Origin of the sequence: Variovorax sp. WS11 (assembly GCF_010499245.1) — a bacterium.
Taxonomy (GTDB): Bacteria; Pseudomonadota; Gammaproteobacteria; order Burkholderiales; family Burkholderiaceae_C; genus Variovorax.
The window spans coordinates 740,311-754,461 of sequence record NZ_JAAGOW010000001.1; the positions used below are offsets into that span (position 1 = coordinate 740,311).

Annotated in this window: 16 protein-coding genes; 7 read left to right on the forward strand and 9 right to left on the reverse strand. The window is 69.3% G+C overall.

Annotated features, from left to right (window positions below):
- Nucleotide 1 precedes the first annotated feature (1 nt).
- Nucleotides 2–1,375: an MmgE/PrpD family protein gene (locus tag GXN78_RS03785; RefSeq protein WP_106557825.1), complete on the reverse strand. Its 1,374-nt coding sequence runs from the start codon at nucleotides 1,373–1,375 to the stop codon at nucleotides 2–4.
- Between the two features lie 110 nt (nucleotides 1,376–1,485).
- Nucleotides 1,486–2,376 carry a MaoC family dehydratase N-terminal domain-containing protein gene (locus tag GXN78_RS03790; protein WP_106557826.1) on the reverse strand — a complete coding sequence of 297 codons (891 nt, stop codon included), beginning with the start codon at nucleotides 2,374–2,376 and terminating at the stop codon, nucleotides 1,486–1,488.
- Nucleotides 2,377–2,515: 139 nt separating this feature from the next.
- On the opposite strand from GXN78_RS03790, the gene GXN78_RS03795 reads away from it, so the two are divergent.
- Nucleotides 2,516–3,427, forward strand: coding sequence for a LysR substrate-binding domain-containing protein (locus GXN78_RS03795; protein ID WP_106557827.1), 912 nt, complete (start codon nucleotides 2,516–2,518; stop codon nucleotides 3,425–3,427).
- A gap of 61 nt (nucleotides 3,428–3,488) precedes the next feature.
- On the opposite strand, the gene GXN78_RS03800 is transcribed toward GXN78_RS03795, so the two are convergent.
- Complete coding sequence (locus GXN78_RS03800) at nucleotides 3,489–4,667, reverse strand: acetyl-CoA C-acetyltransferase (protein ID WP_106557828.1); 1,179 nt, start codon at nucleotides 4,665–4,667, stop codon at nucleotides 3,489–3,491.
- Nucleotides 4,668–4,711: 44 nt separating this feature from the next.
- Nucleotides 4,712–6,436 (reverse strand): class I poly(R)-hydroxyalkanoic acid synthase, encoded by a 1,725-nt coding sequence (gene phaC, locus GXN78_RS03805; RefSeq protein ID WP_106557829.1) that lies wholly within the window; start codon nucleotides 6,434–6,436, stop codon nucleotides 4,712–4,714.
- 104 nt (nucleotides 6,437–6,540) lie between these two features.
- Here phaC and GXN78_RS03810 point away from each other — a divergent pair, with 104 nt between their 5' ends.
- Complete coding sequence (locus GXN78_RS03810) at nucleotides 6,541–6,837, forward strand: hypothetical protein (protein WP_106557830.1); 297 nt, start codon at nucleotides 6,541–6,543, stop codon at nucleotides 6,835–6,837.
- Here the strand turns inward: GXN78_RS03810 and pgeF are convergent.
- The gene (pgeF, locus tag GXN78_RS03815; protein WP_106557831.1) at nucleotides 6,769–7,524 is read right to left on the reverse strand and encodes a peptidoglycan editing factor PgeF; all 756 of its coding nucleotides are present in this window, start codon (nucleotides 7,522–7,524) and stop codon (nucleotides 6,769–6,771) included. The genes GXN78_RS03810 and pgeF overlap by 69 nt on opposite strands.
- A gap of 122 nt (nucleotides 7,525–7,646) precedes the next feature.
- Complete coding sequence (maiA, locus tag GXN78_RS03820) at nucleotides 7,647–8,285, reverse strand: maleylacetoacetate isomerase (RefSeq protein WP_106557839.1); 639 nt, start codon at nucleotides 8,283–8,285, stop codon at nucleotides 7,647–7,649.
- Between the two features lie 106 nt (nucleotides 8,286–8,391).
- On the opposite strand from maiA, the gene GXN78_RS03825 reads away from it, so the two are divergent.
- From GXN78_RS03825 to GXN78_RS41035, 4 genes are all read left to right on the forward strand, one after another.
- Nucleotides 8,392–9,093 (forward strand): fumarylacetoacetate hydrolase family protein, encoded by a 702-nt coding sequence (locus GXN78_RS03825; protein ID WP_106557832.1) that lies wholly within the window; start codon nucleotides 8,392–8,394, stop codon nucleotides 9,091–9,093.
- Between the two features lie 24 nt (nucleotides 9,094–9,117).
- Entirely contained in the window at nucleotides 9,118–9,669 is a 552-nt protein-coding gene (locus tag GXN78_RS03830) for an NUDIX hydrolase (RefSeq protein ID WP_106557833.1), read from the forward strand.
- Nucleotides 9,666–10,139: a CreA family protein gene (locus tag GXN78_RS03835; RefSeq protein WP_106557834.1), complete on the forward strand. Its 474-nt coding sequence runs from the start codon at nucleotides 9,666–9,668 to the stop codon at nucleotides 10,137–10,139. Before GXN78_RS03830 ends, GXN78_RS03835 begins: the two co-directional genes overlap by 4 nt.
- Nucleotides 10,140–10,478: 339 nt before the next feature.
- Nucleotides 10,479–10,781, forward strand: coding sequence for a peptidoglycan DD-metalloendopeptidase family protein (locus GXN78_RS41035; protein ID WP_343231010.1), 303 nt, complete (start codon nucleotides 10,479–10,481; stop codon nucleotides 10,779–10,781).
- Nucleotides 10,782–10,790: 9 nt separating this feature from the next.
- Here the strand turns inward: GXN78_RS41035 and GXN78_RS03845 are convergent, their stop codons facing one another.
- Together GXN78_RS03845 and GXN78_RS03850 are read right to left on the reverse strand one after the other, a co-directional pair.
- Nucleotides 10,791–12,389, reverse strand: coding sequence for a phospholipase D family protein (locus GXN78_RS03845; protein WP_239142793.1), 1,599 nt, complete (start codon nucleotides 12,387–12,389; stop codon nucleotides 10,791–10,793).
- A 7-nt stretch (nucleotides 12,390–12,396) separates the two neighbouring features.
- Nucleotides 12,397–12,834: a DUF1810 domain-containing protein gene (locus tag GXN78_RS03850; protein WP_106561454.1), complete on the reverse strand. Its 438-nt coding sequence runs from the start codon at nucleotides 12,832–12,834 to the stop codon at nucleotides 12,397–12,399.
- A gap of 122 nt (nucleotides 12,835–12,956) precedes the next feature.
- Between GXN78_RS03850 and GXN78_RS03855 the strand changes: the two genes are divergently transcribed.
- Nucleotides 12,957–13,232: a hypothetical protein gene (locus GXN78_RS03855; protein ID WP_106561455.1), complete on the forward strand. Its 276-nt coding sequence runs from the start codon at nucleotides 12,957–12,959 to the stop codon at nucleotides 13,230–13,232.
- Between the two features lie 16 nt (nucleotides 13,233–13,248).
- On the opposite strand, the gene GXN78_RS03860 is transcribed toward GXN78_RS03855, so the two are convergent.
- Nucleotides 13,249–14,112 (reverse strand): intradiol ring-cleavage dioxygenase, encoded by an 864-nt coding sequence (locus GXN78_RS03860; RefSeq protein WP_106561456.1) that lies wholly within the window; start codon nucleotides 14,110–14,112, stop codon nucleotides 13,249–13,251.
- Nucleotides 14,113–14,151 lie beyond the last annotated feature (39 nt).

A 14,151-nucleotide genomic window follows, 5' to 3' on the forward strand; every position in this document is an offset into this window, starting at 1 on the left:
TTCACGCGCCGACGCTTTGCTTCGACCCCAGCAGCATGCCGACGGCAGGCGCACGCGCCACATGCCAGAGCCGCTCCAGAGCCGCCTGCATCTCCCCCTCGCTCGCACCGCCGCTGAAGGCGGCGAGGCGCAGGGCCTTGGCATCGATCTCCTCGCGGCTGAGCGTGTTGCCCGGGTCGCCCTTGGGCTCGTCGACGCGGCCCTTCAGCACGCGGCCGTCGCGGGTGTGCACCGTGACCTTGCCGATCCAGCGTTTCGGATAGGCGGCATCCACCTCGGCGTCGAGCTCCATCTGCACGCGATCACGCAGGGCCTGGGTCTCGGCATCGCGGAAGTGCGCGTCGAACTCGGCGAGGCCGGCCTGGCCGAAGCGCGCCGCCAGCGCGAGCACCGTGCCCATCGAGAACTTCGACTGGTGCACCGTGGCCGGGTCGACCACCGGCCCCAGCACGTCGATGGCACCCTGGTGCACATGCGTGCTCACCTGTTCCAGGTCCTCCGCGCGCAGCCCGTGCTCGCGCATCACCAGCAGCAGCGCATCCGCAGCCGGGTGCGTATGGCGGCAGGAGGCGTGGTACTTGAAGGAGGTTTCCGCCAGCGCCCAGCGCGTGCCCAGGCCATCGACCAGGCGCTGCGGATCGGCGTCCTGCGACATGCCCGCGGCCAGGCCCTGCGGTCCCTCGAGGATCTGCTGCGCCCCGGTGAAGCTGTCGCGCGCCAGCGTCGCGGCCATGAGCCCGGCGGCGGCCGCATGCGCCGTGTGCAGTTGCTTGGAATCGGCCGCGGTGCGCAGGAACTCCCACAGCCCCGCCGCCTGCGTGCCGGCCGAGCCGAAGGCGTGCTGCATGCGCGCCGCGTCCAGCCCCAGCAGATGCCCGGCGGTGGCCGCTGCCGCGATCGTGCCGGCCGTGCCGGTGGTGTGGAACACCTTGTAGTGCGAGCGCCCGAGGAATTCGCCGACGCGGATGCCGACCTCGTAGCCCGCGACCGCCGCCGCCAGCAAGCGCTCGCCGCTCGCGCCCAGGGCCTGGGCCAAGGCCAGCGCGACCGGGAACACGACCGTTGCGGGATGGAAAACCGAGCCATTGTGCACATCGTCCTGCTCGGCCACGTGGGAGGCCGCGGCGTTGACCAGGGCCGCGAAGTACGGGCTGCTGCGCGTGCGACCCACCAGCACTTCGCTGGGCCCGGCCGCGGGTCCCATCTCGCGCGCGAAGGCGGCGATGGTCTCGACCGGCCGAGCGCCATGCCCGGCGATGGCCGAGCCGAACCAGTCGACCAGCAGGTCCTCGGCACGGCGCACGACCGGCGCCGGGATATCGCCGAAGCGAAGGCCCGCGGCGAAGCGCGAGAGAGTTTCGGTGGGTGATGTCATGGGAGCCATTTCAGATTGCTTTCGTTGCGCGCAATGCGGCGATGTCCTTTTCGCTGCATCCCAGCGAACGAAGGATGGACCCGGTGTGTGCGTCGACCTTAATGGGCGCTTCAGGCAAGAGCGGCGCTGGCCTGCATCGCCAGCCAGCCATTGGCGTCTTCGGCCCACAGGCTGAAGTGCTTGTCGGCCTCGGGCCGGCCGTGAACGCGCAGCCGCGTGCCGTCGAAGACGGGCCGCAGCGCGCGGAACTCGAAGCGCGCGAGCGAAGCCCCGGGCTTCTCGCGCCGCAGCAGGTCGACCAGCAGCGTGGCAATCAACGGGCCGTGCACGATCAGGCCCGGATAGCCCTCGACCTCGGTCACGTAGCGGCGGTCGTAGTGGATGCGGTGGCCGTTGAAGGTCAGCGCCGAATAGCGGAACAGCAGCACGTCGTCGGGCGTGAGTTCGCGGCTGAAGGCCGCGTCCTTGAGCGTCGGCGTGGGGGCTGCAGGGGCCTCCCCGGGTGCCGGCGCGGCGCGGTACACGATGTCATGCTCCTCGGTCAGCGCCAGGCCGCGCGCGTTGCGGACTTCGTGCCGCACCAGCACGAAGACCAGCTCGCCGCTGCGCCCGGTCTTGTGCGAGACCGAGGCGATGGTCGATCTTCGCTCCACCGCATCGCCGACCACCAGCGGGTTGCCCGTTTCCCAGTTGAGCCGGCCGCCGGCCCACATGCGGCGCGGCAGCGGCACCGGCGGCAGGAAGCCGCCGCGCTTCGCGTGGCCGTCGGGGCCGATCTCGGATTGCCGGTGATGGGGCAGGAAATAGAGCCAGTGCCAGAGCTCGGGCACCCGCGTGCCCGGCTCCGGCGCAGGGTCGTTGCGGTCCAGCGTGGCGGCGAGCGCGCGCACCGGGGCGGCGCTGATCTGATCGGCCAGCGTCTCGCTGCGCCCCTGCCAGGCTTGCAGGCCGGCCAGTGCCGCGGCGTCGATGCCGGGAGAAGGGTTCGTGGGTGGGGTCATGTCGCCAGGTGTCTCCGATGCAAGCGGCGCTCTTGCCGCGCCCTGCCCTGCATGGTGGCCGCGGCCTGGCTCGCGCGCAATCTGCGATTTCGAGATCGAGCCTTCAGGAATTCCGAAGCCTTGCTAGGATGCTCCTGCCATGCAATTCGACCTGACCGATCTGCGCCTTTTCGTCGCCGCCGCCGAGCTGGGCAGCCTCACGCGCGCGGCCGAGCGCCAGCACCTGTCGCTGGCCGCGGCAAGCGCCCGCATCAAGGCGCTGGAGACGCAAGCGGGCCTTGCACTGCTGGCGCGCGAGGCCCGCGGCGTGCGCCTGCTGCCGCCGGGCGAGGCCTTCCTCCACCATGCCCGCCTGGTGCTGCACCAGGCCGGCCAGCTCGGCGCCGAGCTCAAGGAATACGGCGGCGGCCTGCGCGGCCATCTGCGGGTGTTCGCCAACACCACTGCGGTGAGCGACTTCCTGCCCGAGATCCTGCCCGGCTTTCTGGCGCGCCATCCGCGCATCAACATCGACCTTCAGGAGAAACCGAACGCACAGATCCCGCACGGCGTGCTCGACGGCCGCGCCGACATCGGCATCGTCGCCGGCCTCATCGACACGCTGGGCCTGGAGGCGATCCACTTCAGCACCGACCGGCTGGTGCTCGTGACCGCGCGCAAGCACCGCTTCGCGCGGCGCCGGCGCATCGCCTTCGCCGAGACGCTGGACGAGGACGCGGTGGGCATGCAACCGGGCAGCACGCTGCAGGCCTTCCTGGCGCAGATCACCGAGAGCCTGGGCAAGAGCCAGAAGCTGCGCATCCAGCTCGGCAGCTTCGACGCCATGTGCCGCATGATCGGCAGCGGCGTCGGCATCGGCGTGGTGCCGGAGTCGGCCGCGCGCCGCAACCTCGAGAGCATGAAGCTGGCGCTGATCGAGCTCAGCGACCCGTGGTGCGTGCGCGAGCGCTTCCTGCTGGTGCGCGACCGCGCCGCGCTGCCCACCTATGCGCAGGCGCTGGTCGACACGCTGTGCGCGCACTATGCGGAGCGGGCGGCGCGTGCGGGGTGAGGCTAAGCGCAAAAAAAAGCGCCGCGCATGAACGCGGCGCTTTCGCAAACAGCAGGACGTCTCAGCGCTCGATCGTGAGTGCGACCCCCATGCCGCCGCCGATGCACAGCGAGGCGATGCCCTTCTTCGCGTTCTGGCGCTGCATCTCGTGCAGCAGCGTCACCAGGATGCGGCAACCCGAGGCGCCGATCGGGTGGCCGATGGCGATGGCGCCGCCGTTCACGTTGACCTTGTTGATGTCCCAGCCCATCTCGCGGTTGACGGCGCAGGCCTGGGCGGCGAAGGCCTCGTTGATCTCGAGCACGTCGAGGTCCTGCGGCTTCCAGCCGGCGCGCTGCAGCGCCTTCTGCGAGGCGGGCACCGGGCCCATGCCCATGAAGGCCGGGTCGAGGCCGGTGCTGGCGTAGCTGGCGATGCGGCCCAGCGGCTTCAGGCCCAGCGCGGCCGCCTTCTTGGCGGTCATCACCAGCACGGCAGCAGCGCCGTCGTTGAGGCCGGAGGCATTGCCCGCCGTCACGCCGCCGGCCTTGTCGAAGGCGGGACGCAGGCCGGCCAGGCCTTCGGCGCTGGTCTTGCGGTTGATGAACTCGTCCTGGTTGAAGACGACCGGGTCGCCCTTCTTCTGCGGAATGTTGACGGCGACGATCTCGTCCTTGAACTTGCCGGCGTCCTGCGCGGCGGCGGCCTTGGTCTGGCTGGCGAGCGCGAGCTCGTCCTGCGCGCTGCGGCTGATGTCGTACTTCTTGGCCACGTTCTCGGCCGTGATGCCCATGTGGTACTGGTTGTACACGTCCCACAGGCCGTCGATGATCATCGTGTCGACCAGCTTCCAGTCGCCCATGCGCTGGCCGTTGCGCGAGTTGGGCAGCACGTGCGGCGCGAGGCTCATGCTCTCCTGCCCGCCCGCCACCACGATCTCGCTGTCGCCGGTGGCCACGGCCTGCGCGGCCAGCATCACGGCCTTGAGGCCCGAGCCGCAGACGGCGTTGATGGTGAGCGCGGGCGTTGCGTTGGCGATGCCGCTCTTCAGCAGCGCCTGGCGCGCCGGGTTCTGGCCGCTGCCTGCCGTGAGCACCTGGCCCATGATGACTTCGCCGATCTGGTCGCTGCCGACCTTGGCGCGCTCGAGCACTTCCTTGATCACGATCGAGCCGAGCTCGGTGGCCGCGATGTTGGCCAGCGATCCGCCGAACTTGCCCACGGCCGTGCGTGCGGCCGAAACGATGACGATGTCTTCCATGGTGTTTGCTCTCCGAGGCTTGAACAAAAAAGGTGAGGTGAAGGTCAGGCTCGCGCCTTGACGTAGCGGCCCGGCGCGGACTCGATCGCCTTGTAGGCGCTGCCCTTGCCGTAGGACTTCGGGGCAGGGATCTGCTTGCCCGCGTGGGTCTTGAGCCAGGCGGACCAGTCGGTCCACCAGCTGCCGGGATGCTCGGCGGCCCCGGCCAGCCATTCGGCCTGGGTCTTCGGCAACTTGCCGTCGGCACGAATCCAATGGCTGCGCTTCTTCTTGGCCGGTGGGTTGATCACGCCGGCGATGTGGCCCGAGGCCCCCATGACGAAGCGCTTCTTGCCCTTGAGCAGTTGCGTCGACGCATAGGCGCCGTCGATGGGCACGATGTGGTCTTCGCGCGAGCCGTAGAGGTAGACCGGCGCCTCGATGCGGCCCAGGTCGATCTGCTCGCCGGCCACGGTGAGCGCGCCGGGCACGGCCAGCTTGTTCTCGTGGTAGGTGTTGCGCAGGTACCAGCAGTACATGGGCCCGGGCAGGTTGGTGGCGTCGCTGTTCCAGTACAGCAGGTCGAAGGGCGGCGGGGTCTCGCCCTTGAGGTAGTTGCCCACCACGTAGTTCCACACGAGGTCGTTGGGGCGCAGGAAGCTGAAGGTGGAGGCCAGCTCGCTGCCGGCCAGCAGGCCTCCCGCGTTCATCTGCATCTCGCGGAAGCGCACGAAGGCCTCGTCGATGAAGATGTCGAGGATGCCGGTGTCGCTGAAATCGAGCAGCGTGGTCAGCAGCGTGACCGAGGACGCGGGCTGCTCGCCGCGCGCCGCCAGCACCGCCAGCGCGGTCGACAGGATGGTGCCGCCGACGCAGAAGCCCAGTGTGTCGATCTGGCCGCCCTTCTTGTCCTGGCCGGTGATCTCGCGAGTGACCTGGATCGCCTTGATCGCGGCGTCCTCGATGTAGTCGTCCCAGGTGTACTGGCTCATCGAGGCATCGGGATTGCGCCAGCTCACCACGAACGTGCGGTGTCCCTGCTCGACCGCATAGCGGATCAGCGAGTTCTCGGGCTGCAGGTCGAGGATGTAGAACTTGTTGATGCAGGGCGGCACCAGCAGCAGCGGCCGCTCGTAGACCTTGGCCGTCAGCGGCTTGTATTCGAGCAACTGGAACAGATCGTTCTCGAACACCACGGCGCCCTCGGTGGTGGCCACGTTGCGGCCGACCTCGAAGACGCTCTCGTCGGTCATGCTGAGGTGACCCTGCTGCACGTCCTTCAGCAGGTTCTGGATGCCCTTGGCGATGCTCTCGCCCTGGCTTTCGAGCGCCTTCTTCTGCGCCTCGGCATTGAAGGCCAGGTAGTTGCTGGGCGACGAGGCTGCCACCCACTGCTCGACCGCGAAGCGCAGGCGGGCGCGGGTCTTGGCGTCGCCCTCGACGGCTTCGGCCATGCCGAGCAGCGTGCGCGTGTTGAGCAGGTAGACCGCCGCCGAGAAGGCTGCCACCGGATTGCTGCCCCAGGCCTCGGCCGCGAAGCGCCGGTCGCCGCGGGCGCGCGCCGCCATGTCCTCGCGCCACAGCTCGGTGGCCTCTTCGATGTAGTGCCGCTGCAGTTCCTGGAGCCTGGAGGCGGAGAAGGAGAAGCGGGGCATGTCCCAGGGCATGTCGGCCTGAGGGGCCTTGCCGAGCGACTGGAAGGACTCCAGTGCCTTCTCCCAACCCTGCGTCAGCGCCTGTTGAAACGGCGCGAAAGTGGCATCGGCCGCGGTCTGTTGTTCTTGTCTCATGTCGTCTCCTGGTTCCTCACCTTGTCGTATCGGCTTTTGAGTATGCTGCATCCGGCAGGGCCCGGCCAGCAAAAGCCCGCTATACCTTCCTGAAAACCTCGCCTATGCATCTCGTCGTCATCGCCTGGCTGTATGTCGCCCTCATGATGGCGGTCGCCGAGGCCACCAACACCAACGGCACGGTGCTCGGTGCGGTCTTCACCTTTCTACTCTATGGCTTGGCGCCGGTGGCACTGGTGGTTTACCTGATGGGCGCACCGGGGCGCCGCAAGGCCATCCGCGCACGCGAGGCGGCCGAGCGAGAGGCCGCCATGCGAGCGGCGGCACCACCTTCAGTCGCGCCAGATGCAGGCAGCGAAACGGCCGCTGATGCGGTCCCGCCGGTGCGAGAAAAAACGTAACGGGTTGTTCACGGTGCACCAGGCGGCGCTGCCGTCGTTGCCGTAAAGCTGCACGACGCCAGCCGCCTGCAGGCGCTGGCGCGCCAGGCCCGCGAGATCCGCCAGCCATTTGCCGGGCGCCGGGCCGGGCTTGAAGCACCGGGCAGCTTGCGGCGCGGCCGCTTCGAAGGCCACCCGGACCTCGTCCCCGACCTCGAAGGCCTCGGGCCCGATGCAGGGGCCGAGCCAGGCCATGAGTTCCCCGGAACCGGCCTCGGGCGCGAAGGCGCCAACGGCCTCCTCCAGCACCCCGGCGGCCAGGCCGCGCCAGCCGGCGTGGGCGGCGGCCACGCGGCGGCCGCGGCCATCGGTGAAGAGCACCGGCAGGCAGTCGGCGACCATGATGGTGCAGGCGATGCCGCTCGCAGTGGTGGTGCAGGCATCGGCCGTGCCGCCGTCGGGCGTGTCGGCTTGCAGCGCCAGCAGCCGGGTGCCGTGCACCTGCTGAAGGAAGACGGGGCGCGCGCCGATCGCATCGCGCAGCAGTGCACGGTTGGCCGCCACGTCGGTCGGCACATCGCCCACGTGATCGCCGAGGTTGAGGCTTCGCCAGGCGTCACCGGAGACCCCACCCTCGCGCGTGGTGCACAGCGCATGCACCCCAGCCGGCGCCGGCCAGTCGGGCACCAGCCGCTCGGCCGGCAGCATGCTCAGTAAGGTACCTTCGCCTTCGGTTGCGGTGCTATTCGCCTCGGGAGCGGCCCGGCGGCTCACTGGAGTACCTTCGCCTTCGGCTGCGGTGCTATTCGCCTTGGGAGCGGCCCTGCGGCTCATGGCTCCGCGTCGGGGCAGCGCGAGGGCTGGGCGCGCTGAAAGGCGTCGAGCTGCATGCAGGCCTCGAAGGCGGCCATGGTGCGCGGCAGCCCGCTGAAGTCGCAGTCGAAGCGCTGGCCGTTGAAGACCTGCGGCACGAGGCAGCAGTCGGCCAGCGTGGGCGTGTCGCCCCAGCAATAGAGGCTGGCCGGGCGCAGCGCGAGCTGGCGCTCGAAGGCCAGCATGCCCTCGCGCACCCAGTGGCGGTACCAGGTGTTCTTGGCATCGTCGCCGAGCTTGAGTTCGCGCACCAGGTACTTGAGCACGCGCAGGTTGTTGAGCGGGTGGATCTCGCAGGCGACCGACTGCGCCAGCGCCCGCACGTGCGCACGGCCCACGGGATCGTGCGGCAGCAGCGCGGGCTCGGGGTGGATCTCGTCCAGGTACTCGATGATCGCCATCGACTGCGTGAAGCGCTCGCCCTCGTCTTCCAGCAACGGCACCAGCATGTCGGGCGAGATGGCCGAGAAGGACCCCGTCTTGTGCTCGCCGCGGGCGATGTGCACCGGGAGGTAGTCGTAGTCCAGGCCCTTGAGGTTGAGCGCGATGCGGACCCGGAACGAAGCGGAGGAACGGAAGTAGTTGTAGAGCTTCATCATGGCCCCGAGCATAGCGCCGGCGCCCCGGCGGAGCCAAAAGCCCGGCGGTGCCCCGCGCCCTCTGGCAAACTGCCGCTTTCGCTCGAAAAGGACTTTCTGCGCCATGGCTTCCGAATACGTCTTCACCCCGCCGGCACCGGTGTCCCTGCCGGTGGTCGGCCAGGCTGCCCGCTTCCCCGTGCACCGCATCTACTGCGTCGGCCGCAACTACGAAGAGCACGCCAAGGAAATGGGCTTTACCGGCCGCGAGCCGCCCTTCTTCTTCATGAAGCCGGCCGATGCCGTGGTGGTGGTCGATGCCGGGACGACCGGCACCATGGCCTACCCCACCCTGACCAAGAACCTGCACCACGAGATCGAGCTGGTCGCGGCGATCGGCACCCGCGGCAAGAACATCAAGGCCGCCGATGCGATGAAGCACATCTTCGGCTACGCCGTGGGCCTGGACATGACGCGCCGCGACCTGCAGGGCGACATGAAGAAGCAGGGCCGCCCCTGGGACATCGGCAAGAGCTTCGAGCAGAGCGCCCCCACGGGCCCGATCGTGCCGGCGGCCCAGGCCGGCGACATCGAGCACGCCGAGATCTCGTTGCAGGTCAACGGCCAGGACCGCCAGCGCAGCAACGTGAGCAAGCTGATCTGGAACATGGCCGAGACCATCGAGCACCTGTCGGCCGCCTGGGAGCTGCAGCCCGGCGACCTGATCTTCACCGGCACCCCGGAAGGCGTGGCCGCGGTGGTGGCCGGCGACACCCTGGTCGGCCAGGTCGCCGGCCTGCCCACGCTCACCGTCAAGGTGGCCTGAAACCAACCCGCCGGCCCACGCCCGATGCTCCTGCGCGTCCCCATCAAGCACTGCAAGAACTGCGGCACCGCCGTGGTCTACCGCATCCCCGACGACGGCGACACGCGCGAGCGTGCCGTCTGCCCGGCCTGCCACACGGTGCACTACGAGAACCCGCTCAACGTGGTCGGCACCATCCCCGTGCTGGGCGACCGGGTGCTGCTGTGCAAGCGCAACATCGAGCCGCGCTGGGGCAAGTGGACGCTGCCGGCCGGCTTCATGGAGCTCAACGAGACCACCGAGCAGGGCGCGGCGCGCGAGACCGATGAAGAGGCCGGCGCCGAGTACGAGATGGAAGGCCTGTTCGCGGTGATGAGCGTGGTGCGCGTGGGCCAGGTGCACTTGTTCTACCGGGCGCGCCTCCTGAGCGACAAGTTCGACCCCGGCCACGAGACCATCGAGGCCCGCCTCTTCACCGAGGAAGAAATCCCCTGGGACGAAATCGCCTTTCGCACGGTGCGGGAGGCGCTCACCCATTACTTCGAGGACCGGCGCCGCGGCAGCTTCGACCGCGTCCATACGCTCGACATCGTATGAAGCACCTGCGCGCGACGCTTTGCTGCGCCGCCCTGCTGCTGGCCGCGCAGGCGCAGGCCGAGCAGGTGGGCGAAGTCGACACCGCCTTCAAGCTGATCGGCCCGGACCACAAGATCGTGGTCGAGGCCTACGACGATCCCAAGGTCGGCGGCGTGACCTGCTACGTCTCGCGCGCCAGGACCGGCGGCATCTCCGGCGCCTTCGGCCTGGCCGAGGACAAGGCCGAGGCCTCCATCGCCTGCCGCCAGGTCGGGCCGGTGCGCGTGACCCAGCCGCTGCCCAAGCGCGAAGAGGTCTACAGCGAGCGGCTCTCCATCCTCTTCAAGCGCCTGCGCGTGGTGCGCATGGTGGACGCCTCGCGCAACACGCTGGTCTACCTGACCTACTCCGATCGCCTGGTCGAAGGCTCGCCCAAGAACAGCATCACCGCGGTGCCCATCGACCGCGCGATGCCGATCCCGCTGAAATAGATGAGCGCGCCTGCATCGCGCAAGCCGCGCGGCGCAGGCACCGCAGGGCCTTCAGCCCTGAAAAACCGCCGCGGTCCTACGCGCGAGCGGGAACCACCGCCGCAAAATCGGTTCGAAAAAGCGCCATGCAATCCAAGACCTACGTTCTCCGCGCCGGCCTCATGGTCGTCGCGGCCGCCGGCCTGGTGGCCTGCAGCACCACGCCTCTCCCGCCCCAGCGGCCGTTCCCCCGGCCCCGCGCCCACCGTCAAGCCGCCACCGCCCGCGCCGGCCGCCTTCATCCGGCCCGCCGCCGGGCCCACGCTGTCGCGCTTTCGACGCTTAAAAAACAACAAGGGCTTGGACATCGCGGGCAGCCCGGGCGATGCGATCCTCGCCGCGGCCGATGGCCGCGTCGTCTATGTCGGCGGCGAGCTGCGCGGCTACGGCAACATGGTGATCGTGAAGCACAACGACACCTTCCTCAGCGCCTACGCGCACGCGCAGCAGATCCTCGTGAAGGAGAAGGACGTGGTGCGCCAGGGCCAGAAGATCGCCGAGATGGGCAGCAGCGGCGCCGACCGCGTCAAGCTGCACTTCGAGCTGCGCAAGCAGGGCGTCGCGGTCGACCCCGAGCCTTACCTCAACGGCCAGCTGCGCTGATGCACTGAGCTAGAGCAGGCTCTCCGGTACCAACGGAGCGAGCAGCTCCAGCTTCAGGCGCGAGCCGAAGTCGGTCTCGGGCTCGGTGTGCTGCACCACGTCGGGCCCGCCGTCTTCCGATGGGCTCACCCATTCGACATCCCCGTGCGGCCCGAGGCGCACGCGGTAGGCCGCATCCATGGTGATGAAGCCGACCAGGCTGGTGAGCTGCGCCGCGATCTGCGGGCTGTGGATGAACAAGCCCAGCTCGGTGTTGTGCAGGTCCGAGCGCGGATCGAAGTTCAGCGAGCCGATGAACACCACCTTGCCGTCGACCACCGCCGACTTGCCGTGCAGCCGCCCGCTGGCCGAGCCGAAGATGCCGAAGCGCTGCGTCTGCTCGACGCGCTTGGGGCTCAGCTCGTAGAGCTCGACGCCGAGGCGCACCAGCTCGGGCCGGTAGCGGCGGTAGCCCAGGTGCACCAGCGACTCGTCGGTGGCGGCCAGCGAGTTGGTCACCAGCGTGAAGCGCACGCCGCGCTCGCGCAGCTGGCGCACGGACTCCATGCCGCCGCGCCCCGGGATCAGGTAGGGCGTGGTCACCAGCGCCTCGCGCTCGGCCGCGCGCACGTAGCGTCGGACGTTGAAGAGCACGCCCTCGGGCGAATCGGCCGCCACGCGCGGCCGCTCCTCGCGCGGGCCCAGCGCCTTGTGCGGCGTGTCGGCATAGGCCTCGGCCCGCGCCCAGATCAGCGACAGCTCGCCCGCGTCCAGGTCCTCGGCAAGCGCCTGGTAGCCCAGCAGGTCGCGCTCGATCGGTGTCTGCGGCGCCCAGATCGCGGCGTCCCATGTCATCTCCTCGAAGCGCTGGCGCAGCTGCCCGGGCGTGCCCTGCACGTGCGCAAGCGACTCGATCGGATAAACGAAGGGGCTGTTCCAGTACATGTCGAACAGCGAGGACAGCCGCGGCACCACGGCACCCGTTACCAGGGTGTCGATGTCGATGAAGTTGGAGCCGGCATTGCGCATGAAGTATTCGTTGGCGATGTTGCGCCCGCCCACCACCGCCATCGCGTTGTCGGCGACGAAGAGCTTGTTGTGCATGCGGCGGTGGATGCGGTCGATGTCGAGCAGCGAGGCGCCCAGCCGCGTGAGCAGCCGGTCGCGCCCGGCCGGGAAGGGGTTGAAGATGCGCACCTCCACGTTCGGATGGGCCGCCAGGCTCGCCAGCAGCGTGTCGGCGCCTGCCGTGTAGAGGTCGTCGATCAGCACGCGCACGCGCACGCCGCGCTCGGCCGCGTCGCGCAGCGTGCGCAGAAGGTAGCGGCCGGTCTCGTCGTTTTGCACCAGGTAGTACTGGATGTCGATGCTGCGCTGCGCGCGCCGCGCCAGCTCGAGACGCGCATGCATCGAGTAGGCCGGCATGGGCAGCAGCCGGAAGCCGCTTTGCTGCGCATCCGGTGCACCGGCCACGGCCAGGCGGCCGAGCGCCGTGTTCGCGGTGTCGGCGACCGCGTACGAGGGCGGGCGCTCCACCTCCCTCGGCAGACCCGCGCAGCCGGCCAACAGCAAAAACAGCGCCAGTGCGGCGAGCCAGCCGATTCCCCTGTCCCAGCTGCCAAGGCGCATCGCGCGTTCAGCCCCCATCGCTGCCTTCGATCCGGGACAGCGTCCCGCGATCGGGCCGGCCGCCGAAGTACTTGTTCAGGCAGTCGCGAAAGACCGGATCGGACGGATCGGCCCTATCGAACAGGGTCATGGACGACCAGAACTTGATATCGTCCGGCGCGCCGAAGATCTGGTGGACGCCGCGGCCCTCGACCGCGAGCATCAGCGCGCTGCAGTCGCGCAGCCGCGGCCCGAGGAGCGGATGGGCCAGATAGGCGCGGGCCTCCGCGAGCGAGGCGATGGCGTAGCGCTGCGCCATCGCGCTGTGGCCCAGACCCGCCAGTTGCGGGAACACGAACCACATCCAGTGGCTACGCTTGCGGCCTGCGCGCAGCTCGCCGCGGACCTCGTCGATCACGGGGTCTTGCGCATCGACGAAGCGCTGCAGCTCGAAAGGGTCGTCCATGGGCGAATGTGTCTCTGTAGGCGCCGTCTTTCCTCGGCTCGCGAAGTATGCCGCGCCGCGTGGCCCGCGCGTCAGCGTCAAATCGCGACGCGAAAAAAGAGAGGCTCTGACAAGAGAACACAATGATCTGCGAAGCGATCCATTGCCCCGAGACGAAAACCGTCCGGTTTGCCATTTATCCCGACGGCCTCGACGGCCCCCGCATCGTGGCCCATGTCTCCGACGCCGCGCTGCGCGGCCTCTGCGACAGCCCGGATGAGGACCCCGACCTGACCAATACCTGCGAGGCCTACTTCGACTGCATCGAGGCCAGGGCCGTGGAACGCTACCGGGCAGCGCCTTCCATGCCCATCCTGCTGGGGCCTGCGGACCTCAGGGCCTGCGCCCTGCTGCACTGACGGCCGCAGCCGCTCGTCAGGCCGCCGGGGCGAGCACGAAGTCGAAATCCAGCGTGTAGAACGACACCTCGCTCATGCCGCCGTCCGGCGTGCGGCCGGGCGGATGTTCGACCCAGTCGGCGATCAGCGAGCGGCGCACGCCGAACACGGCGTCGGAGTCCAGGTACTCGTCACCGTTGCGGAACACATGCGTGATCAGCCGCTGGAAGCGCGGCGCCGTGATCATGAAATGCAGATGCGCCGGCCGCCAGGGATGACGCCCCAGCGCCTCGAGCATGCGGCCCACCGGCCCGTCGTGCGGGATCGGATACGCCTCGGCCCGGATCGACTTGAAGTGGAAGCGCCCCTCCGCATCGGCATGCAGCGTGCCGCGGGCGCGGTGCTCGTGGTCCCCCTTGTACTGCACGTCGTAGAGGCCGTCGGCATCGGCCTGCCAGACCTGCAGCTCGGCGTTGGGCACCGGGCTGCCGTCCGGCGCCAGCACCCGGCCGCGCACGTAGCAGGGCTCGCCGCGCGCGCCATTGGCCACGTCGGCGCCCAGCGGGTACTCGGGCGAGCCCTCGACGTGGAAGGGCCCGAACACGGTGGCCTCGGTGCACTCGCGCGGCTTGCGGTTGTTGAGCGCCGTGACCAGCATCGACAAGCCCAGCGTATCGGACAGCAGGATGAACTCCTGGCGCTTGTCGTCGGTGATGTGACCCGCCTCAGTCAGGAAGCGGATGCCCTCGAACCACTCGGCCTCGGTGAGCCCGACGTCGCGCGCGAAGGCGTGCAGGTGCTGGACCAGGCTGGTCATGATCTCGCGCAGCCGGGCATCGGGGGCGCCGGTGTGCCGGGCCAGCACGGCCTGGGTGATGGTGTCTTCGTCGAGGTTGCGCATGTGGGGTCTCCTTGGAATCTCAGCCGGGGACTATGGGAC